Source organism: Nonomuraea sp. NPDC049750, from assembly GCF_040659625.1.
GTDB lineage: Bacteria > Actinomycetota > Actinomycetes > Streptosporangiales > Streptosporangiaceae > Nonomuraea.
The window spans coordinates 200,922-220,830 of sequence record NZ_JBFANB010000006.1; the positions used below are offsets into that span (position 1 = coordinate 200,922).

Sequence of the window (19,909 nt, forward strand, 5' to 3'; positions counted from 1 at the left end):
CGGATAGGGTGACGCGAATCTGACGTCTTTCCGAGGGAAATCCATGCGCCGCGCTCTGGCCGCTCTGGCCGCCGTGCCTTTGATCTTCTTCGCCGCCGCGTGCGGCGGCTCCGACTCGGGTGCCAACGGGGCCGCCGCCACCGCGAGCAGCGCTCCGGGCAAGGTGCAGGTCACCGGCAATGTGGGTGCCAAGCCCACGGTGACCTTCCCCGCCGGCTCGCCCGCCACCAAGTCCTCCTACGAGGTGCTGACCCCTGGCACGGGCCCGCAGGTGAAGAGCGGCGACAAGATCATCATCAACCTGACCGTCTACAACTGGGACGGCAAGCAGAACGCCTTCCAAGGCTCCTCCTACGACTCCAAGGCGCCGGAGACCATCGCGGTCGACCAGCAGCTGCCGCAGGTGCTGCAGGACGGCTTCTCCAAGGTCAAGCACGGCGGCCGGGTGCTGGCCGTGCTGGCCGCCGACGCCGCTCAGCAGCAGCAGGGCCAGCAGCCGCAGCCGACGAAGGTGTTCGTCGTGGACGTGGTCGGGGCGCCGCCCGCGGCGCTGAAGGCGGCCACCGGCAAGGAGGTCGGCGAGAGCATCAAGGGCGTCAAGGTCGTCAACCCGGGCGGTGACAAGGCGCCCGAGCTGACCACCAAGACCAAGGACAAGCCGTCCAAGGACCTCGTGGTCAAGACCGTGATCCAGGGCACCGGCGCGAAGGTCAAGGAAGGCCAGACCGTGGTCGCCCACTACACGGGCAAGATCTGGGGCACCGACAAGGTGTTCGACTCCAGCTGGACCAAGGGTGAGCCGGCCTCGTTCCCGCTCGCGAACGTGATCAAGGGCTGGCAGCAGGGCCTGGCCGGGGTTCCGGTCGGCAGCCGGGTCGTGATGAGCATCCCGCCGGACCTCGGTTACGGCAAGCAGGAGCAGAACGGCATCCCGGCCAACAGCACGCTGGTGTTCGTGGTGGACGTACTGTCGGCTTACTGACGGGTGATCTGACAACGCGGTAGCATCTCCGGGCCCGGCGACGACACCGTCGCCGGGCCCGCCCGCTCGGGAGGGGTCCGATGCGCCGCCGTACCGCCGTGCTGCTGTTACCGCTGGCCCTGCTGACGGCCTGCACCGGCACCGAGGCGGGCGATCCCGAGCTGAAGGTGGGCGGCCGGTTCGGCGCCAAGCCCACGATCGTCTTCCCGGCCGGCAAGCCGGCGGCGGGGCTGCAGGTGGACCAGCTCGCCGAGGGCAAGGGCGCGCCACTGGGCAAGGACGACGTGGCGATCGTCCAGTACACCGCGCACGTCTGGGACGGCGGGGAGAACCGGCTCGTCGACTCCAGCTTCAACCGAGGCGCCCCCGCCGCCTTCCCGGTCGGCCGGCTGATGCCCGGCCTGGACCTGGCGTTGCGGGGCCGCAAGGTGGGCAGCAGGGTGATCGCCGCCATCCCGCCGGCCGACGGCTTCGGCGCGAACCCGCCGCAGGGGGTCGGCTCGGGCGACGACCTGTTCTACGTGATCGACATCCTCGGCGCGCACCCGAAGAACGCCTCGGTCAAGGGGCGGGCCGGGTCGATGGCGGGCGTGCGGGTGACCGGCGGCGCCCGGCCGGGGCTCTCGGTGCCCGCGACCGCGCCGCCCCGCCGGTTCGCCGCCAAGGTGCTGGCCAAGGGGACGGGCCGCCGGACGCGGGCGGGGCAACTGCTGGTCACCCAGTACGAGGGGGCCATCTGGGGGCAGCGGCGGATCTTCGACGCCACCTGGAGCACCGGGCAGCCGAAGGCGTTCACGATCGGCGACGGCAGTGTGATCAAGGGCTGGGACCGGGCGTTGGTGGGCGTCCCGGTCGGCAGCCGCGTGCTGATGATCGTCCCGCCCGCCTACGGCTATGGGCCCACGGGGCAGCCCGCCTTCGGCATCCGCGCCGCAGACACGCTGGTCTTCGTGGTGGACGTCCTGGCCGCCTACTGAGACGTCTTGGCGGTCCGCTGAGACGTCCTCGCGGTCTGCCGAGACGTCCTGGCGGCTTGCTGTGACGGTCCTTGTCGTGTGCTGGAGCGAGCGAGCGGGACGGGGTCAGGGCGTCCAGACGTACGGCGTGGTCGTGGTCACCGTGTGGAAGCCCAGGCGTCCCAGGATCGGCCGGCTGTCGTCCGAGGCGTCCACCTGGAGATGGTCCACCCCGGCCGCCACGGCGAGCTGGGCGCGCCGGGCGACCAGCGCGCGGTAGATGCCGCGGCCCCGCCACTCCGGCAGCGTGGAGCCGCCCCAGAGCCCGGCGAAGCCGGTGCCGGGCATGTGCACCAGCCAGGCGGCCGAGACGACCCGGCCGTCCGCCTCGGCCACCAGTACGGCGATGCCGCCGGGATCGGCCTTGACCCGCTGGATCAGGTCCTCGCCCAGCCAGCTCCAGTCCTCGCCCCAGACGACCGACTCCATGGCGGCGATGGCCCGCAGGTCGGCGTCGGCGGTCACCTGCCGGATGGTCACGCCGGCGGCCAGGGGCGGTGCGTCCAGCATCTCCTTGGCGACGCCGACCAGCACCGTCTCCCGCTCCTCCGGCGCGAAGCCCGCGCGGACGAGCCGGTCCGGCAGGTCGGCGGGCAGGTCGTGGGCGCGGGTCTTCCACTCCACGGCCTCACCGCGGGCCGCGAAGTGGTCGCGCTGGCGGGCGATCAGCGCGTCCAGCCGGTCGCCTTCGACACCGAGCACGGGCGGGCCCTCGACGAAGCCGCGGAACCTGCCGGTGACGCGCAGCAGCGGGCCGTCCATCTCGTACACGAGCCCGTCGGCGGGGTGCTCGGGGACACGCAGCCTGGTGCGGTCGTAGGCGGCGAGAAGGGGGGAGGGTTCGCTCACGGGGAGAAGCCTAGGGGGTGCGGCCCGCGCCGGGAGATGGCGGTACGGCCGCCGGCGGGAGATGGCGGGTGCGGTCCGCGGTGGAGAGGGGCGCCTAGACTCCCGCTGTGAGCGATGACGACCTCGAGGCCCTGGCGCTGCTGCACGATCCGGTGCGGCGCAGCCTGTACGAGGCCGTGGCGGGCAGCGGCGGCGACCTGGGCCGGGGAGAGGCGGCCGAGCTCACCGGGGTGTCCAGGACGCTGGCCGGGCACCACCTGGACAAGCTCGTCGACGCCGGGCTGCTGGAGAGCGCCTTCAGGCAGCAGGAGAAGAAGGGGCCCGGCAGCGGGCGGCCCGCGAAGGTCTACCGCAGGGCCGGGGGAGAGCGGTCGGTGAGTCTGCCGCCGCGTGACTACGTGGCGCTGGCCTCGGTGCTGGCCGAGGTCGTCGACTCCCTCGGCGCCGAGGAGGCGGCCGAGAAGGCGGCGCGCGCGGCGGGGGAGCGGCTGGGCCGGGGGCGGAGTGAGCCCGTCGAGGCGGTGCTGCGCGAGCGGGGTTACGAGCCCTACGCCGAAGGCGGCACGCTGCGGATGCGCAACTGCCCTTTCCACGTGCTGAGCCACGAGCAGCCGCTGCTCGTGTGCTCCATGAACCTGGCTCTGTGCCAGGGGGTGCTCGAAGGGCTCGGCGACGATCCAGGGCGGGCCCGGCTGGATCCGCGGCCCGGCGAGTGCTGCGTGGCTCTTTCTAAAACAAAAGAAGATTGACATAGAAGAGCGAAGGGTGGTGTGCTGAGCGTCATGCATCTAGCCGAGCTGAACATCGCCCACATGCGCGCCCCGATCGACAGCCCCGAGCTGGCCGAGTTCGTCGCCGCGCTGGAGCCCATCAACACCCTCGCCGACGGCTATCCCGGATTCGTGTGGCGGATGAAGGAGAGCGACGAGGATCCGACCGCGACCCTCACCCACGAGTACGGCGACCACCTGCTGCTCAACTTCTCGGTGTGGGAGTCGCTCGACTCACTGTGGAACTACGTCTACCGCAGCGCCCATCTGGACGTGCTGCGCCGCCGCAGGGAGTGGTTCCTGCGGATGGCCGAGCCGTACATGGTGATGTGGTGGATCCCCGAGGGTCACATCCCGACCCTCGCCGAGGGCATGGCGCGCCTGGAACGCCTCAAGGCCGAGGGACCCAGCCCCGAGGCGTTCACCTACAAGGACTCCTACGACAGCAGCGAGGCCGCGCACCTGCCCGCCGCGGCCGAGGCCAGGAAGTAGGCCAGGTCCTCTTCCAGGGACCGGCCCATCGTCGAGAGCCTGACCGGCGAGTCGCGCAGCGCCTCGTGCAGGCCGCCGACCGGCACGGGCACCAGTTCGTGCCGGACGGCCAGCAGCTCGGACTGGTCCCTGACCCGCTCCCCGAACTCACCGGGCAGCAGCGGCACCGCCACCCGCGCCGGAGCCAGCGCCACGCGGCCGTAGGCGGTCAGCGAGTGGTGCGAGACGCCGAGGTGGCGCTCGCGCAGGTCGCCCTCGCTCACCCGCAGCGCCGCCACCGGCTGGCCGCGCAGCACCGCGGCGGCGTTGACCGCCTCGCCCGCCGAGACGCCCGAGAAGCCCCACCGCGTGCCCGTGCCGAGGTTGCCGGGTCCCTGCGTGACGATCGCCACGTCGGCCTCCAGCACGTGCCTGGCGGCCAGCAGGCCGGTATGGACGGTCACCGCCTCGACGTCGCCGCCGAACGCCTGTCCCACCGTCACCACCCCGGCCAGCCAGTCGATCTCCCGCAACTTCGCGCAGGCCATCGAGAACCAGGCGGGCAGCGCGCCGCCGTCCTGCATCACGTAGGCGACGCGTACGCCCGGGCGCGCCTCGTACAGGCCGCACAGGATCGGCGCCAGGGCCGAGTGCAGGTCGGCGACCACCACCGGCATGCCGTCGACCGAGTCGGCCTCGCGCAGGACCTCGTGGAAGGGCGAGTCCTGCTCGTCGGCGCCGAGCACGGTGGCCTGCAACGGGGTGTAGCGGGCCTTCACCAGGTGCCCGGGTCCCTGCGGATCTTCCGGTAAACGGTTCGGGACTGCCACCACCATGGCGTAACCTCCCGTACCGAGACCCATCGCGAGTGCCGTCGTGTTGAGCAGGACCTCGTCGCCGGGTTCCGGACGGCCCACCAGGAGCGGATAGGCCAGTGCCCGGTATGTCCCGCCGGGTTCGAGGCCCGGCTGGTGGTCCCCTCCGGAGACGGCGACGTCCAGTTCCATGGCTCCCGGCCACTCGCGCCGGATCCGCACGACCTCGCCCTTGCGCCATCTGATCACTCGGGCAGGGTAGCGTCGTTGAAGGAGGAGTGAGGCAGGATGTCGCGCCGCAAGACCGAGCGATTGCTGAACCTGGTGATCTGCCTGCTCGCCACCCGCCGCCCTTTGTCGGCCGAGCAGATCCGCCAGGCCGTTCCCGGTTATGACCGGGATGGCGACGAGGCGTTCCAGCGGATGTTCGAGCGCGACAAGAACGAGCTGCGCGAGATCGGCATCCCCATCGACGTGGTGCGCGACCCGTGGGAGGACGAGCCCGGCTACCGCATCGAGCGCCAGTCCTACGAGCTGCCGGAGATCACCCTGGAGGCCGACGAGGCCGCCGTGCTCGGCCTGGCCGCGCAGGTGTGGCAGCGCGCCAGCCTCGCCGAGGCCGCCTCCGGGGCGCTGCTCAAGCTGCGCGCGGGCGGCGTGGCCACCGACGAGACCATCGGGGCAGGGGCGCTGGAGCTGCGCCTGGACACCCGCGACCCGGCCTTCCCCGCGCTGTGGGACGCCGTACGCGACCGGCGCCTGGTGCGCTTCGACTACCGCAGCGCCGGCAGCGAGAGCGTGCGCAGCCGCACCGTCGAGCCCTGGGGCGTGGTCAGCCGCCGGGGCCGCTGGTACCTCGCCGGGTTCGACCGCGGCCGCGACGCGCCGCGCGCCTTTCGGCTCAGCCGCATCACCGGGCAGGTCGCCACTGTCGGCCGGCCTGGCTCGGTCGAGGTGCCGCCCGGCGTCGACCTGCGGGCCATGGTCGGCTTCCCCGAGGAGCCGGTCGAAGGGCGCACGGCCGTCATCCGCGTACGAGAGGGCGCCTGCGAGGGGCTGCGGCAGCTGTCCACGGCCGTGCGGGCGGGTGCCGACGGGTGGGACGAGGTCGAGCTGGGCTTCACCGATCCCGAACGGCTGGCCGGCTGGATGGCCAGCCTGGGCGCCGACGTCGAGGTGGTCGGGCCGCCCGACGCCCGCGAGGCCGTCATCCGCCGACTGAAGGGAGCGCTGGCGTGAGTGGATCCGCCGACCGGCTGCCGAGGCTGCTCGCGCTGGTGCCGTACCTGATGTCGCACCCGGGCGCGCAGCTCGGCGAGGTGGCCGGGGTGTTCGGGCTGAGCGAGAAGCAGCTCATCGACGACCTGCAACTGGTGTGGATGTGCGGGCTGCCCGGGCACACGCCCGGCGACCTGATCGACGTGTCGTGGGACGGCGGCGAGATCCTCATCGACAACGCCGACACCATCGCCCGGCCGCTGCGGCTGGGCATCGACGAGGCCAGCGCGCTGCTGGTCGCGCTGCGCATGCTCGCCGCCATGCCGGAACTGGCCGAGGTGCCCGGCGACGCGCTGCCCCGGGTGGTCGCCAAGCTGGAGCGGGCCGCCGGGGAGGGCGCGGCGGCCGTCAGCAGCCAGGTCGCGGTCGACGTCGACGCCACCCCCGACGCGCTGCTGCGCGTGCGCGAGGGGCTGACCAGGCGGCGCCGCCTGTCGCTGCGCTACTACGTGCCGGGCCGCGACGAGGTGACGCCGCGCGAGGTCGACCCCATGCGGCTGGTCGTCGTCGACGGCCGCACCTACCTGGAGTGCTGGTGCTACCGGGCCGAGGCGATGCGGCTGTTCCGGCTGGACCGGATGCTCGGCGTCGAGGTGCTCGAGGTGGCCGCCGACCCGCCCGCCGAGGCCGAGCCGATCGACGTGGCGCAGGGCGTGTTCCGGCCCTCGCCCACCGACGAGCTGGTCGAGCTTGAGGTGAGCGCCGCCGGGCGCTGGGTGGCCGAGTACTACCCGTGCGAGGAGGTCACCGAGCTGGGCGAGGGGCGGCTGCGGGTGGCGCTGCGGGCCCGCGACGAGGACTGGCTGCTCAAGCTGGCGCTGCGCCTGGGCGACACCGGCAGGGTGCTCTCGCCGCCCGCGATGGCCGAGCGGGTGCGGCAGGAGGCCGAGCGGGCCCTGAGCCGCTACGCTCACCGGACATGACCTGGATCTTCGTGGCGGCCGGGCTCGGCGTCGCCGGGCTGGCCGCGCTTGGGGTCGTGGGTGTACGACTCCTGTCCGCCGCGCGTAGTCTGAGCAGTGAAGTAGCCGAGGCGCGGGCCCAGCTCGAGCCGCGGCAGGCCAGATTGAGGCACCGGGGGGATGAGACCAACCCTCCGGCAGCGTACGATCGTGGCTGAAACAGCACTCGCTCAAAAAGGACGTTTCATGGGAAACCTCGGACCCACTGAGCTTCTGATCATTGCCGGCGTGCTCGTCCTGCTGTTCGGTGCTAAGAAGCTGCCGGAGATGGCCAGGGGCCTCGGCAGGTCGATGCGCATCTTCAAGTCGGAGACGGCCAAGCTGCGCGAAGACGACTACGACGACCGGCCGGCCACGGTCGAGACGGCGACGCAGACGCCCGCCCAGCCGCAGCCCGCGCCTCCGCAGCCCATCCACGCGGCGCCCGCGCTGTCGGTGGAGGAGCAGGCTCGCCAACTGGAGGAGCAGGCCGCCAAGCTGCGCGCCAGCGCCGACAAGAAAGCCTGACCCTGCCCCTCCTCGCACTCCTGGGACTGCTAGATGGCGCTGCTCAAGAAGTCGAGCGGAGAAGGTTCGGCCCGCGATCCCGAGGGCCGCATGCCGCTCATGGATCACCTGCGGGAGCTGCGTAACCGGCTGCTCATCGCGACGATCGCGGTGGTCGTCGGCATCGTCATCGGCTGGATCTTCTTCGACCCCGTGTGGGCGATCCTCAAGGCCCCCTACTGCGACACCATCCAGTCGCAGCAACTCGTCAAGGGCCACTGCAGCCTGACCTACAGCGGCATCTTCCAGTCGTTCTTCATCACGCTGAAGGTGTCGGCGATGGTCGGCCTGGTGCTGGCCTCGCCGGTCTGGCTCCACCAGATCTGGGCGTTCGTCACGCCCGCGCTCTATCGCGCCGAGAAGCGCTACACGGTCGTGTTCCTGCTCCTGGCGATCCCGCTGTTCGCCCTGGGCGCGGTGCTGGCCTACATCATCATGCACACCAGCCTGGGCTTCCTGCTGGGCTTCTCGCTCGACGACACGGTCGCCACCATCGGGATCGACGACTATCTCGACTACGTCCTGATCATGATCGCCATCTTCGGGATATCGTTCGAGCTGCCGCTCTTCCTGGTGTTCCTCAATGTCATCGGGGCGTTGTCGCACGCGACGGTGGCCAAGCACCGGCGCATGGTCATCTTCATCATGTTCGTGTTCGGCGCGGTGATCACGCCGGGTGGCGATCCCTTCGCGATGATGGCCCTGGCCGCACCCATGATCGTGCTGTTCGCGGCGGCCGAGTTGTTCATGTACCTGCGCGAGCGGCGACTGCCCGCCGGCGAGAACTTCTCCCACCTGTCCGACGACGAGGCATCACCCCTGGAACAGGATTCCGATGCGGACCGATAGGCGATAAGTTCCGGGCGTGGCCCCTCAACTCGTCCTGCTCGTCAACCCCGCCGCCCGAGGCGGCCGGACGGTGCGCCTGCTCGGACCCGTGGCCCGGCGCCTGCGCGCGGGCGGCGCCGAGGTGTCGGTGATCGTCGGTGACAGCGCGGCCGACGCGCTGGAGCGCGCCTGCGCCGCCGTGGCCGAGCGCCCCGACGCCCTGGTGGCCTTCGGCGGCGACGGCCTGGTCCACCTGGCCGTGCAGGCCGTCGCCGGGACGGACGTGCCGCTCGGCATCATCCCCGCGGGCACCGGCAACGACATCGCCACCGCCCTGGGCGTGCCGCGCAAGGATCCGATCGCGGCGGCCCGTACGGTGCTGCGCGGCCGCTCCCGCCTGGTCGACGCCGCCCGCGTCCGCGCGGGCCGGGCCGATGAGCTGTTCGCCGGGGTGGTGTGCTGCGGGTTCGACTCCCGGGTGAACGAGCGGGCCAACGGGCTCACCTGGCCGCCGGGGATGGCCAGATACCTGCTGGCCACCGTCCAGGAGTTGCGGCGCTTCCGGCCCATACCCTTCCGCGTCACCTTCGACGACGGTGAACCGATCGAGCGGGAGGCCATGCTGGTCGCGGTGGGCAACACCTCCTCCTACGGCGCCGGGATGCGGGTCTGCCCCGACGCCCGGCCCGACGACGGGCTGCTCGACGTGGTGATCCTGGAGGCGGTGTCCACGGCCGAGTTCGTCAGGGTGTTCCCGAGCGTCTACCGGGGCTCGCACGTCTCTCACCCGGCTGTGTCCGTCAGGCGGGTGCGCAGCGTCCGGCTGGAGGCGCCCGACGTGGTGGCCTATGCCGACGGGGAGCGGATCGGGCCGACCCCCGTCACGTGCGAGATCCAGCCGGGAGCGCTGCGGGTCATCACCTGAGATCTACAATGTAAAGGCGCGTGGGCCGTACCGGAGATCAGACCCCGACCCGTTGCGGGGCGGGCGGGTCGGCGGGCAGCGCGGGGCTGGTCCTGAGGAAGGCGGCGAGCAGTACGGCGAGGGCCATCACGCCCGCCGCCGACAGGAACACCACGTGCACACCCGACAGCAGCGCGTCCACCACCCGCTCACGAGCCTCCGGCGGCATCGCCCTCGCCAGGCTCCCGGCCCGGGTTCCGGGCGGCAGGTGCGACTCGGTGGCCCGGTTCAGCACGATGCCGAAGATGGCCGTGCCCAGCGCCGAGCCGAGCACCTGGACGAAGCGGATCGACGTGGTGGCCACGCCGAGCTGGGAGCGCGGTGCCGAGTTCTGCACGAGCATGACGACGATGCCCAGCACCATGCCGAACCCGACGCCCATCACGAACAGGTCCAAGCGCAGCGTCCAGGCGGACGTGTCCGTCTCCAGGCGGCTCAGCAGCACCATCGCGCCCGTCACGCAGGCCATGCCCGCGATCAGGAACGGCTTGGTGTCGCGACCGCGCCCGATGAGCAGGCCGGAGATCGTGCCCGACACGACCATGCCGATCGCCATCGGGATGAGGTACAGCCCCGAATCGGTGGCTTTGACGCCGGCCACCGCCTGCAGGTAGATGACCGTGTAGAAGATGCCGCCCGCCATGCCGAGGCCGGTCAGGAGCTGCAGCGGCAGGGCGATCCTGAGCGTCGGGTGGCGGAACATGGAGAAGGGCAGGATCGGCTCCGCCGCGGTGAGCTGGCGCCAGGCGAAAGCGGCGAACAGCACCACGTCCAGGCCGGTGAGCGACAGCATCGTGGCCGAGTCCCAGGCGTAGGTCTTGCCGCCCCACTCGACGACCAGCAGCAGCAGGCAGGCCGCCGCCGCGATCAGCGCCGCTCCCGGATAGTCGATGCGGTGGCGCAGCCCGCCGTCGCCGAGCCTGATGGCGATGGCGGCCGACACCAGGACGAACAGGCCGATCGGCAGGTTGAGGTAGAAGATCCAGCGCCAGGTGGCGTGGTCGGTGAACACACCACCCAGCAGCGGGCCCGCCACCAGGCCGAGTCCGGCGATGAGGCCGCCCGCGCCGCCCGCCGAGGCCCGCTGCTGGGGCGGGGTGAGGTGAGCGGCGACGATCATGGTGACGCTCATCAGGCCGCCGCCGCCGAGTCCCTGCACCGCGCGGAAGGCGATCAGCTGCCCCATGTCCTGAGCCAGCGCGCACAGCGCGGACCCGGCCAGGAACAGGCCCACAGCGCCCAGATAGACGTGCTTGGCGCCGTAGACGTCGCACAACTTGCCGTACAGGGGCAGGGCGGCGGTGGCGGCCAGGGAGTAGGCGGTCACCAGCCAGGGCAGCCGCTCCAGACCGTGGACGGGGTCGAGCTCGCGGACGATCGACCAGGACGCGGTCGCGACGATGTTCTGGTCCAGTACGGCCAGGATGAGCGTGAGGAGGACGCCGACCATGGCGATCCGTTTCTGCGCTTCGGTCATATTCTTAGACTGGGTCAAAATTTAGACCTAGTCAACTCCGTTAGGATGGGCGCTGTGGAAGAGGGGTTGCGCGAGCGCAAGAAACGGGAGACCCGGCAGAAGATCCACAACACGGCGATGGAGCTGTTCACCCAGCGTGGATTCGCCGAGGTGTCGGTTCTGGAGATCGCCGAGCGCGCGGGGGTCTCCAAGATGACCGTCTTCAACTACTTCCCCACGAAAGAGGACATCGTCCTCGACGTGATGGGGGAGGGCTTCAACGACATCGCCCAGATGGTGAGCGGCCGGCGGCCGGGTGAGTCACTGGTCGAGGGGGCACGCCGCGAGTTCCTGGAGCGGCTGGCCCGCCACGCCCCCGAGACCGGGCTCGACGACGCTCCGGCATACACGGCGCAGCTGCAGTTGTTCAGGAAGACGCCCTCGCTGGCGGCCAGGTTGCTGATGTTCCACATCGCGGCCGAGAGGGCGATGACCGAGGCCATCGAGCGGGAGCGGCCCGGCGACCCGCGCGCGCCGTTCGCCGCCGGGCAGCTCTACGCGCTGCTGCGCACCCTGCAGGTGCAGAACAGCCGGCGCATCTACCTCGGGCAGAGCGCCGAGGAGGCATACCCCGACGCGGTCGCCGCGGCCAACGCCGGTTTCGACCTGCTGCGTGGGGGCCTGGGCGACTATCTGGCGGGCTAGCCGGGACGGACCGGAATAGCGATTTCGGTAGGGTGACGGGTATGACGAGTCCAGCGGAGCGGTACGCGGCCTTCCGCGAGAAATACGGGGACGACGGAGCCGCTCTCGGATCGTTCCGGGGCCTCTACGACTTCGAGCTCGACGACTTCCAGGTCGACGGCTGCCGCGCTCTGGAAGCGGGCGACGGGGTGCTGGTGGCCGCCCCCACCGGCTCCGGCAAGACGGTGGTCGGCGAGTTCGCCGTCCACCTGGCCCTGGAGCAGGGGCGCAAGTGCTTCTACACCACTCCGATCAAGGCGCTGTCCAACCAGAAGTACAACGACCTGGTCAAGCGCTACGGCACGGCCAAGGTCGGGCTGCTGACCGGCGACAACAGCGTCAACGGTGAGGCCCCGATCGTCGTCATGACGACCGAGGTGCTGCGCAACATGCTCTACGCCGGCTCGGCCACGCTGGGCGGGCTGGGCTACGTGGTCATGGACGAGGTCCACTACCTGGCCGACCGCTTCCGCGGCGCCGTCTGGGAAGAGGTCATCATCCACCTGCCCGAGTCGGTCCGGCTGGCGGCGCTGTCGGCGACGGTCAGCAACGCCGAGGAGTTCGGCGAGTGGCTGGGCGAGGTGCGCGGCGACACCACGGTCATCGTCGACGAGCACCGGCCGGTGCCGCTGTGGCAGCACATGATGATCGGCAACCGCATCTACGACCTGTTCATGGCCGACGACCTGACGCCGCGCATCAACCCCACGCTCATGCGGGTGACGCGCGACACCGAGCGGCTGACCGCCGGGCGCGGCCGGCGCGGCTACGGCCGGCCGCAGCGTTCGCGCCCGCCGGACCGCGCCCAGGTGATCGAGAAGCTCGACTCCGAGGCGCTGCTGCCCGCGATCACCTTCATCTTCTCCCGCGCCGGCTGTGACGCGGCCGTCCTGCAGTGCCTGCACGCCGGCATCCGGCTCACCGACGAGCGGGAGCGGCACGAGATCCGGCAGCTCGTCGACGAGCGCACCGCGCACCTGCCCGACGAGGACCTGTCCGTGCTCGGCTACCTGGAGTGGCGCGACTGCCTGGAGCGCGGCCTGGCCGCCCACCACGCGGGCATGCTGCCGGCCTTCAAGGAGGTCGTCGAGGAGCTGTTCACCCGCGGCCTGGTCAAGGCGGTCTTCGCCACCGAGACGCTGGCGCTCGGCATCAACATGCCCGCCCGCAGCGTGGTCATCGAGAAGCTCGACAAGTGGAACGGCGAGACGCACGCCGACCTCACCCCCGGCGAATACACCCAGCTCACCGGCCGGGCCGGGCGGCGGGGCATCGACGTCGAAGGCCACGCCGTGGTGCTCTGGCAGCCCGGCATGGATCCGTTGTCGGTCGCCGGGCTCGCGGGGACCCGCACCTATCCGCTGCGCTCCAGCTTCCAGCCTTCGTACAACATGGCCGTCAACCTGGTCGGCCAGTTCGGCCGCGAGCGCGCCCGCACGCTGCTGGAGGAGTCCTTCGCCCAGTTCCAGGCCGACCGGGCGGTCGTCGGGCTGGCCAAGCAGCTGCGCAAGCACGAGGAGGCGCTGGAGGGCTACCAGGAGGCGATGACCTGCCACCTGGGTGACTTCCCCGAATACGCGGCGCTGCGCCGCCGCCTGACCGACCGCGAGGCCGAGCTGTCCAAGCAGCGCGGCGCCGCGCGCCGGGCCGCGGCCGTCAAGTCGCTGGAGGCGCTACAGCCCGGCGACGTCATCCGCGTGCCGGGCGGGCGCCGGGCCGGGCTGGCGATCGTGCTCGACCCGGGGCGCAACCCACGCGGCACCGGCCCCAGCCCGCTGGTCCTGACGATCGGCAAGCAGGTCAAGAAGCTCGACCCGGCCGACTTCCCCGTCCCGGTCGAGCCGATCGAGAAGCTGCGCATCCCGAAGAACTTCAACGGCCGCTCGCCGAAGGAGCGCGCCAACCTCGTCTCCACCCTGCTGGCCAAGATCGGCGACCGCGACCTGGGCAAGCCGACCAGGGCCCGCGACCACGCCGTCGAGGACGAGGAGATCAACGAGCTGCGCCGGCGGATCCGCCGGCACCCGTGCCACGGCTGCGACGAGCGGGAGGACCACGCCCGCTGGGCCGAGCGCTACCACAAGCTGCAGCGCGAGACCGAAGGGCTGCGGCGGCGCGTCGAGGGCCGCTCGCACGTCATCTCCCGCACCTTCGACCGGATCTGCTCGGTGCTGGAGCAGCTCGGCTACCTGCACGACGAGGCCGTCACCGACGAGGGCCGCCGCCTGGGCCGCCTCTACACCGAGCTCGACCTGCTCACCGCCGAGTGCCTGCGCAGCGGGCTGTGGGAGCAGCTGGAGCCGGCGGAGCTGGCGGCGTGCGTGTCGGCGCTCGTCTTCGAGTCGCGCAACGCCGACGACGCCCGCCGCCCCAAGATCCCCGCCGGGCGGGCGCAGGACGCGCTGACGGCCATGATGCGGCTCTGGGGCGAGCTGGAGGGCATCGAGTCCGACCACGGGCTGTCCACGATCCGCGAGCCCGACCTGGGGTTCGCGTGGGCGGCGTTCCGCTGGACCAAGGGGCACAGCCTCGACGCGGTGCTCATGGACGGCATCAACGGCAACGAGCTGGCGGCCGGTGACTTCGTGCGCTGGGTGAAGCAGCTGATGGACTTGCTCGGCCAGTTGGGGCACGCCGCTCCGCAGGGGAGCAAGATCAAGCAGACCGCCGCCAAAGCCATGGACGCCATGCGCCGGGGGGTGGTGGCGTATTCGTCGCTGTCCTGATCTGATGCGGTTGCTTCTGCGGGCGTAAAGGCTCTTTTTTCCTGCTTTACGGCAGAGCGCGGTGGGCCCCACCCGCCATACGGGGCCGGCCCCCGTCCAGGGGCACGCTCCTGCGGTTTACGGGGCTGGGCGCCGTTACGTGCGCCCTGTTGACCAGGGCCTTCCTGTCCGACTGACCGTCCGGTCAAGGTGATGTAGTGGGCTGTATACGCAACGTCACCATGAGGTCAGTTTCCGGGCGATTCGGTATGGAAATGCCCAGGTCGAAGCGGGTTTCGACAAGCCGGAGGTCGCCATGTTCGCTCTCATCGCCGCGGTGCTGTTCCTGCTCGCGCTGATCTTCGAGATCGCCAACGTGGCCGTGGGCGGCGTGCTCACGGCCACCACCCTCAGCACCGCCGGGCTGCTCTGCGTCGCGCTACACCTCATGGGGGTGGGGGCGGCCTGGAAGCCTTTCAAGTAGTCCGGAACTCATGGAGCCGCGTGCGGGGTCTCCCGTGCGCGGCTCAGTCACGCGAGGGCGAAGCGGACCTCGCGGGTGGCCGGGTCGGCCTGGGTCAGGCGTACCGAGACCTGCTCGCCCAGGGGGAGCGGGCCGTCGCAGCGGGCGATAACCGCCGGGTCGGCGATCTGGACCTGGCCGCTCTCGCGGCGTTCGTCGACGTCGATCACCATCGCGTCGAACGCCTGGCCCACGCGGTCGCGCAGCAGGAACGCCTCCACCAGGTCCACGCAGGCGCGCTCCACCGCGCCCGCGCGGCGGCCGGTCCCGGACATGATCTCCGGCAGGCCCGTCAGCGCCTCCGTCACGTCCTGCGGCACCGGCTCGCCCGCGGCGATCGCCAGGCAGACCTCCGTCGCGTAGCGGTCGACCAGGCGCCGCAGCGGCGCCGTGACGTGCGCGTACGGCGCGGCCACCGCGGCGTGCTCGGCCAGCTTCGGCGGCTCGCCGTTGAAGGCCACGTAGCCGGCGCCGCGCAGCAGCACCCTCGACTCGTGCAGGAACGCCGCCTGCTGCGGGTTCTTCGGATCCAGGTCGTGGACCACGTCGCCGTAGGAGGCGCCGCCGGGCCACGGGACGCCCAGCGCGTCGGCCACCCGGCGTACCTTGTCCAGGTCGCCGGAGCGCGGCGCCGGTAGCACGCGCAGCACGCCGATCTCCGCGTCGAGCATCATCGAGGCCGCCGCCATGCCGGTGAGCAGGGAGATCTGCGCGTTCCACGCCTCGGCGGGCAGCGGCAGCCGGTATTCGAGGCGGTAGCCGTCGCTGTCGGGCACCACCTCCTGCTCCGGGGTGGGCAGGGTGACGCCGCCGCGCTCGCGTTCGAGCTCCAGCCGCAGCCTGCCGATCTCGGCCAGCAGACCGAGCGCGCCGCCCGCGGTGTCGGTGTCGATGGCCGCCTGCACGTAGGCGTAGTCGAGCCGCTCGCGGCTGCGTACCAGGGCTCGTTGTACGTCGGCGCCGACCGTGCGGCCCTCCGCGTCCAGGTCGATCCGCCACACCGCGGCCGGGCGGGTCACGCCGGGCAGCAGGCTGGCCGCGTCCTCCGACAGCACCTTCGGGTGCAGCGGCACCTTGCTCGTGGGCAGGTAGACGGTCTCGCCCCGGGTGCGCGCCTCGGCGTCGATCGCGCCGCCCGGCCGTACGAACGCGCCGACGTCGGCGATCGCGTACCAGACGCGGTAGCCGCCGCGCAGCCGCTCCAGGTGGACGGCCTGGTCGAGGTCCATCGAGCCGAGCGGGTCGATGGTGACGAACGGCAGCTCCGTCATGTCCTTGCCGCCGAACCTGGGCACCGACGCCACCCAGTCGGCCTCGTCCAGCACGGCTCTCGGGAACTCGCCGGGCAGCCGCTGCTCCCGCCGGATCCGCTCGAACCCGTCGTCTAGGCGGGCGGGGACGTCGCTGGGTACCCGGATGTTCGTCACAAGAGCAACCTATCGTCACAAGCTCCTCGGCCTGCTCCGCAGGAACTCCTCGGCGTGGCCGTGGTGGCCTGACGCGCGGTCATGCCTGGCCGAGTGTCTCCAGCAGGCGGTTGAGCGGGCTGTCGAGGCCGTACTGGTCGGCCAGCCGTACGAGGGAGTCGGGGTCGCGGGGCTTCTGCGGGAGCGTCAGGTCGGCCTCGGGCAGTGGCGCGTCCGAGGCGACCGCCACCACGGCGGGGGCGACCCGCAGGTAGTCGCGGGCGGCGGCCAGCTTGGTGCGGCTGCCCGCCGGGAAGCCGTCCGTGGCGCCCGCGTCGAGGGCATCGAGCAGCGCGCCGAGCGAGCCGAACCGGGTGATGAGCGCGGCCGCCGTCTTCTCGCCGACGCCCGCCACGCCCGGCAGGCCATCGCTCGGGTCGCCGCGCAGGGTCGCGAAGTCGGCATAGGTACGGCCGGGAATGCCGTACTTGTCCGTCACAAATGCCTCGTCGACCGTCTGCAGGTTGCGGATGCCCCGCACGGTGTAGAGGACGCGCACCGGTCGGGCGTCGTCGACCAGCTGGAACAGGTCGCGGTCGCCCGTCACGATGTCGACCGCCCCGCCGGCGCGGTGGGTCAGCGTGCCGATCACGTCGTCGGCCTCGTAGCCGGGCGCCTCCAGCCGGGCGATGCCGAGCGCGTCGAGCACCTGCTCGATGACCGCGATCTGCGGCACCAGCGCGTCAGGCACCTCCTCGACGTCGCCGTGGGCGACCCGGTGCGCCTTGTACGTCGGGATGGCGGCCACCCGGAAGGCGGGGCGCCAGTCGGCGTCCATCGTGGCGACCAGCTCGGTGGGGGAGTGGTGGCGCACCAGGGTGGCGATCATGTCGATGAGGCCGCGCACCGCGTTCACCGGTGAGCCGTCGGGCGCGGTGATCGACTCCGGGATGCCGTAGAAGGCGCGGAAGTACAGCGACGGGGTGTCGAGAAGCATCAGCACCCGCCTATGGTCGCACCTCCGCAGGTCGGCCGCCCACTCTCAGCCCGGACTCCCGGCTCCGCTCAGCTCTCGCCCAGCCCTCCGCCCAGCCCCACCGCGAGGAGGCAGGCGTCGTCCTCCGGGTTCGGGCCGCCGATGCCGGCCAGTAGCCGGTCCAGCCCGGCGTCCAGGTCGCGGCCCGGCAGCTCGCAGGCGGCCGCCGTGGCCAGCGCCAGGCCCTCGTCGATGTCGCGGGTGCGCCGCTCCACCAGCCCGTCCGTGAACAGCAGCAGTACGTCGCCGTCGCGCAGCCGCGTGGTGGCCAGGCCGTACGGCTGGTCGGTGGCGCCGAGCAGGACGCCCTTCGGCTGGCCCAGCGGGCCCGCCACGCCGTCGCGGACCAGGATCGGCGCCAGGTTGCCCGCCTGGCTCCAGGTGAAGACCCGGCTCGCGGTGTCGAGGTGGCCGATCACCGCGGTCGCCGTGGTCTCGTGCAGCCGGTGCATGACCAGCTCGTTCAGCCAGGCCAGCAGCCGGTTCGGTGGCTCGCCGGTCATCGTCAGGCCGATGAGGGCGTGGCGGAGCTGCGCCATGTGCGCGATGGCGGGCAGGCCGTGGCCCGAGACGTCGCCGATCGCCAGCAGCACCCGGCCGTCGGGCAGCGCGGCGGCCTCGAACCAGTCGCCGCCCAGGTTCGAGGTCTTCTCGGCCGGTACGTAACGGACCGCGATCCGGGTGCACAGCAGATCGAGGCAGCCGACCGGCTCGGGCAGGATCGCCTCGCGCAGCGCCAGCATCACGTGGCGCTCCTCGGCCGCCTTCTCGCGGGCCTCCAGCAACTGGCGGCGCGACTCCGACATGATGCGCTCGGCGCGGCGGCGGCCGGTGATGTCCTGGACCACGCCGTGCACGCCCTCAGGCCCGCCGGGCGCCATCAGCGGCTCCAGCACGACGCGTATGTTGCGCAGCTCGCCGCCCCGCCGGATGCGGAACTCCGCCTGCACCGGCTCCACGCCCTGCACGACGCTCCACAGGAGCTGGTCGAGCGCGCCCAGGTCGCCGGGCTCGACGTGCGCCGCCAGGTCGGGCAGGCGGATCGGACCGTCCTCCCGGTCCCGCCCGAAGATCAGGTAGACGTGGTCGGACCAGGTGGCCGTCCCGGTGTGGAGGTTCCATTCGGCCCAGCCCATGTTGCCGAGGCGTTCGGCGTGCGCCAGGCGTACGGCGAGTATCTCGGCGTCGCGCTCGGCCGCGGGCGGCTCCGCGAGCTGCCGGACCACGTCGGCCGCACTCATCGGGCGGCGCTGGTGGCTACCCCAGACGTCGACCATGAGCCTCTCTCTCGGAACGCGGGTGGAAGGGGACAATTGACACCACATTACGTGACCGTTCGTGGGCGGAGTGTAGCCATGGCTTCCCGCGTTGTGAGAGCTTTTCGCGGATTTTAGGAGGAGCGGTCCGAGTAGATTGTGCCTGTGACGTCCTCAGACTTGTATCCCGTGTCCCGGCTGGCCGCCGTCCAGGAGGCCACCGCGAAGTCCGGCCTCGACGCCGTTTTGCTCACCCCGGGCCCCGACCTGCGCTACGTGAGCGGCTACGACGCCAAGTCGACCGAACGGCTGACCTGCCTGGTGGTTCCCGCCGCCGGCGAGCCCTACATGATGGTGCCCCGGCTCGAACTGCCCGCCGCGCAGGCCTCGCCCGCCTCCCGGCTCGGCCTGGACTTCGTGGCGTGGGACGAGACCGACGACCCCTACCGCGTCGCCGCCGCGCGGCTCGGCCGGGTGGCCAAGGTGGGGCTGGCCGACCGGATGTGGGCGATGGCGTCGCTGCGCTTCCGCGAGGTCATGCCGGAGGCCGAGCAGGTGCTGGCCGGGAGCGTGCTGCGCGAGCTGCGGATGCGCAAGTCCCCGGCCGAGGTGGCGGCGCTGCGCGAGGCGGGGGAGGCGATCGACTCGGTGCACCGGCGGGTGCCGGAGTTCCTGCGGGCCGGGCGCACCGAGCGTGAGGTCGGCCGGGACATCGCCGAGGCGATCTTGGCCGCCGGGCACGAGACGGTCGACTTCGTCATCGTCGCCTCGGGCCCCAACGGCGCCAGCCCGCACCACGAGGTGTCGGACCGGGTCATCCAGACGGGCGAGCCGGTCGTGGTGGACATCGGCGGGCAGTTCCACAGCGGCTACTGCTCCGACTCCACCCGCACGTACTCCGTCGGCGCCCCGCCGGCCGAGTTCGCCGAGTACTACGAGGTGCTGCGCCGCGCCCAGGACGCCGCCTGCGCCGCCGTACGGCCGGGAGTGCCGTGCGAGTCGATCGACGCGGCGGCCCGCGACCTGATCGCCGAGGCGGGCTACGGCGACTACTTCATCCACCGCACCGGGCACGGGATCGGCGTGGAGACGCACGAGGAGCCGTACATCGTGTCCGGCAACGCCGAGCCGATGGAGCCGGGCTTCGCCTTCTCCGTCGAGCCGGGCATCTACCTGCCCGGCCGGCATGGGGCGCGCATCGAGGACATCGTGGTGTGCACCGAGACCGGGGGAGAGCGGCTGAACGTCACCTCCCGCGAACTGGTGATCGTCTGACGGTCCCGTGACGTCCGCTCACCGGCC

Annotated in this window: 20 protein-coding genes; 14 read left to right on the forward strand and 6 right to left on the reverse strand. The window is 71.7% G+C overall.

What is annotated here, in order from left to right; genetic code table 11:
• Positions 1–43 precede the first annotated feature (43 nt).
• Together AB0J16_RS18975 and AB0J16_RS18980 are read left to right on the forward strand one after the other, a co-directional pair.
• Positions 44–982 (forward strand): FKBP-type peptidyl-prolyl cis-trans isomerase, encoded by a 939-nt coding sequence (locus tag AB0J16_RS18975; RefSeq protein ID WP_358540752.1) that lies wholly within the window; start codon positions 44–46, stop codon positions 980–982.
• Between the two features lie 80 nt (positions 983–1,062).
• Positions 1,063–1,959: an FKBP-type peptidyl-prolyl cis-trans isomerase gene (locus AB0J16_RS18980; protein ID WP_358540754.1), complete on the forward strand. Its 897-nt coding sequence runs from the start codon at positions 1,063–1,065 to the stop codon at positions 1,957–1,959.
• A 105-nt stretch (positions 1,960–2,064) separates the two neighbouring features.
• Here AB0J16_RS18980 and AB0J16_RS18985 read toward each other — a convergent pair whose 3' ends face one another.
• The gene (locus AB0J16_RS18985; protein ID WP_358540757.1) at positions 2,065–2,847 is read right to left on the reverse strand and encodes a GNAT family N-acetyltransferase; all 783 of its coding nucleotides are present in this window, start codon (positions 2,845–2,847) and stop codon (positions 2,065–2,067) included.
• A 107-nt stretch (positions 2,848–2,954) separates the two neighbouring features.
• Between AB0J16_RS18985 and AB0J16_RS18990 the strand changes: the two genes are divergently transcribed.
• Complete coding sequence (locus AB0J16_RS18990; protein WP_358540759.1) at positions 2,955–3,596, forward strand: helix-turn-helix domain-containing protein; 642 nt, start codon at positions 2,955–2,957, stop codon at positions 3,594–3,596.
• A 33-nt stretch (positions 3,597–3,629) separates the two neighbouring features.
• Entirely contained in the window at positions 3,630–4,109 is a 480-nt protein-coding gene (locus AB0J16_RS18995) for a DUF3291 domain-containing protein (protein ID WP_358540761.1), read from the forward strand.
• On the opposite strand, the gene AB0J16_RS19000 is transcribed toward AB0J16_RS18995, so the two are convergent.
• Complete coding sequence (locus AB0J16_RS19000) at positions 4,055–5,152, reverse strand: DUF3866 family protein (protein WP_358540763.1); 1,098 nt, start codon at positions 5,150–5,152, stop codon at positions 4,055–4,057. The two genes, AB0J16_RS18995 and AB0J16_RS19000, sit on opposite strands and share 55 nt — an antisense overlap.
• A gap of 39 nt (positions 5,153–5,191) precedes the next feature.
• Between AB0J16_RS19000 and AB0J16_RS19005 the strand changes: the two genes are divergently transcribed.
• The 6 genes from AB0J16_RS19005 to AB0J16_RS19030 are packed head-to-tail and all read left to right on the forward strand — an operon-like array spanning position 5,192 to position 9,442.
• Entirely contained in the window at positions 5,192–6,142 is a 951-nt protein-coding gene (locus AB0J16_RS19005) for a WYL domain-containing protein (RefSeq protein ID WP_358540766.1), read from the forward strand.
• On the forward strand, positions 6,139–7,104 hold the full coding sequence (locus AB0J16_RS19010; RefSeq protein ID WP_358540768.1) for a WYL domain-containing protein: 966 nt from the start codon (positions 6,139–6,141) through the stop codon (positions 7,102–7,104). Before AB0J16_RS19005 ends, AB0J16_RS19010 begins: the two co-directional genes overlap by 4 nt.
• Positions 7,101–7,301: a hypothetical protein gene (locus tag AB0J16_RS19015; RefSeq protein WP_358540770.1), complete on the forward strand. Its 201-nt coding sequence runs from the start codon at positions 7,101–7,103 to the stop codon at positions 7,299–7,301. The genes AB0J16_RS19010 and AB0J16_RS19015 overlap by 4 nt, the downstream gene beginning before the upstream one ends.
• A gap of 28 nt (positions 7,302–7,329) precedes the next feature.
• Positions 7,330–7,650: a Sec-independent protein translocase subunit TatA gene (gene tatA / locus AB0J16_RS19020; protein ID WP_358540772.1), complete on the forward strand. Its 321-nt coding sequence runs from the start codon at positions 7,330–7,332 to the stop codon at positions 7,648–7,650.
• Positions 7,651–7,683: 33 nt separating this feature from the next.
• Positions 7,684–8,538 (forward strand): twin-arginine translocase subunit TatC, encoded by an 855-nt coding sequence (gene tatC, locus AB0J16_RS19025; RefSeq protein ID WP_358540774.1) that lies wholly within the window; start codon positions 7,684–7,686, stop codon positions 8,536–8,538.
• A 16-nt stretch (positions 8,539–8,554) separates the two neighbouring features.
• Positions 8,555–9,442, forward strand: coding sequence for a YegS/Rv2252/BmrU family lipid kinase (locus AB0J16_RS19030; RefSeq protein WP_358540776.1), 888 nt, complete (start codon positions 8,555–8,557; stop codon positions 9,440–9,442).
• 37 nt (positions 9,443–9,479) lie between these two features.
• Here AB0J16_RS19030 and AB0J16_RS19035 read toward each other — a convergent pair whose 3' ends face one another.
• Positions 9,480–10,958, reverse strand: coding sequence for an MDR family MFS transporter (locus tag AB0J16_RS19035; protein ID WP_358540778.1), 1,479 nt, complete (start codon positions 10,956–10,958; stop codon positions 9,480–9,482).
• A 54-nt stretch (positions 10,959–11,012) separates the two neighbouring features.
• Between AB0J16_RS19035 and AB0J16_RS19040 the strand changes: the two genes are divergently transcribed.
• The 3 genes from AB0J16_RS19040 to AB0J16_RS19050 all read left to right on the forward strand — a co-directional run bounded on the left by AB0J16_RS19040 (position 11,013) and on the right by AB0J16_RS19050 (position 14,870).
• Positions 11,013–11,642, forward strand: coding sequence for a TetR/AcrR family transcriptional regulator (locus AB0J16_RS19040; RefSeq protein WP_358540780.1), 630 nt, complete (start codon positions 11,013–11,015; stop codon positions 11,640–11,642).
• 41 nt (positions 11,643–11,683) lie between these two features.
• Complete coding sequence (locus tag AB0J16_RS19045) at positions 11,684–14,407, forward strand: DEAD/DEAH box helicase (RefSeq protein ID WP_358540782.1); 2,724 nt, start codon at positions 11,684–11,686, stop codon at positions 14,405–14,407.
• Positions 14,408–14,702: 295 nt separating this feature from the next.
• Positions 14,703–14,870: a hypothetical protein gene (locus AB0J16_RS19050; protein ID WP_358540784.1), complete on the forward strand. Its 168-nt coding sequence runs from the start codon at positions 14,703–14,705 to the stop codon at positions 14,868–14,870.
• 47 nt (positions 14,871–14,917) lie between these two features.
• On the opposite strand, the gene AB0J16_RS19055 is transcribed toward AB0J16_RS19050, so the two are convergent.
• The 3 genes from AB0J16_RS19055 to AB0J16_RS19065 form a co-directional block, all read right to left on the reverse strand.
• Positions 14,918–16,336, reverse strand: coding sequence for an RNB domain-containing ribonuclease (locus tag AB0J16_RS19055; protein WP_358540786.1), 1,419 nt, complete (start codon positions 16,334–16,336; stop codon positions 14,918–14,920).
• A gap of 79 nt (positions 16,337–16,415) precedes the next feature.
• Positions 16,416–17,312, reverse strand: coding sequence for a 5'-3' exonuclease (locus tag AB0J16_RS19060; RefSeq protein WP_358541411.1), 897 nt, complete (start codon positions 17,310–17,312; stop codon positions 16,416–16,418).
• Positions 17,313–17,380: 68 nt separating this feature from the next.
• Complete coding sequence (locus tag AB0J16_RS19065) at positions 17,381–18,628, reverse strand: SpoIIE family protein phosphatase (protein WP_358540789.1); 1,248 nt, start codon at positions 18,626–18,628, stop codon at positions 17,381–17,383.
• A 144-nt stretch (positions 18,629–18,772) separates the two neighbouring features.
• On the opposite strand from AB0J16_RS19065, the gene AB0J16_RS19070 reads away from it, so the two are divergent.
• On the forward strand, positions 18,773–19,882 hold the full coding sequence (locus tag AB0J16_RS19070; RefSeq protein WP_358540791.1) for a Xaa-Pro peptidase family protein: 1,110 nt from the start codon (positions 18,773–18,775) through the stop codon (positions 19,880–19,882).
• Positions 19,883–19,909 lie beyond the last annotated feature (27 nt).

Bases quoted from the DNA above. Each gene is read 5' to 3' on its own strand.
- AB0J16_RS18975 (WP_358540752.1), top strand. From the start codon at position 44: ATGCGCCGCGCTCTGGCCGCTCTGGCCGCCGTGCCTTTGATCTTCTTC.
- AB0J16_RS18980 (WP_358540754.1), top strand. From the start codon at position 1,063: ATGCGCCGCCGTACCGCCGTGCTGCTGTTACCGCTGGCCCTGCTGACG.
- AB0J16_RS18995 (WP_358540761.1), top strand. From the start codon at position 3,630: ATGCATCTAGCCGAGCTGAACATCGCCCACATGCGCGCCCCGATCGAC.
- AB0J16_RS19005 (WP_358540766.1), top strand. From the start codon at position 5,192: ATGTCGCGCCGCAAGACCGAGCGATTGCTGAACCTGGTGATCTGCCTG.
- AB0J16_RS19015 (WP_358540770.1), top strand. From the start codon at position 7,101: ATGACCTGGATCTTCGTGGCGGCCGGGCTCGGCGTCGCCGGGCTGGCC.
- tatA (WP_358540772.1), top strand. From the start codon at position 7,330: ATGGGAAACCTCGGACCCACTGAGCTTCTGATCATTGCCGGCGTGCTC.
- tatC (WP_358540774.1), top strand. From the start codon at position 7,684: ATGGCGCTGCTCAAGAAGTCGAGCGGAGAAGGTTCGGCCCGCGATCCC.
- AB0J16_RS19035 (WP_358540778.1), bottom strand. From the start codon at position 10,958: ATGACCGAAGCGCAGAAACGGATCGCCATGGTCGGCGTCCTCCTCACG.
- AB0J16_RS19045 (WP_358540782.1), top strand. From the start codon at position 11,684: ATGACGAGTCCAGCGGAGCGGTACGCGGCCTTCCGCGAGAAATACGGG.
- AB0J16_RS19050 (WP_358540784.1), top strand. From the start codon at position 14,703: ATGTTCGCTCTCATCGCCGCGGTGCTGTTCCTGCTCGCGCTGATCTTC.
- AB0J16_RS19060 (WP_358541411.1), bottom strand. From the start codon at position 17,312: ATGCTTCTCGACACCCCGTCGCTGTACTTCCGCGCCTTCTACGGCATC.
- AB0J16_RS19065 (WP_358540789.1), bottom strand. From the start codon at position 18,628: ATGGTCGACGTCTGGGGTAGCCACCAGCGCCGCCCGATGAGTGCGGCC.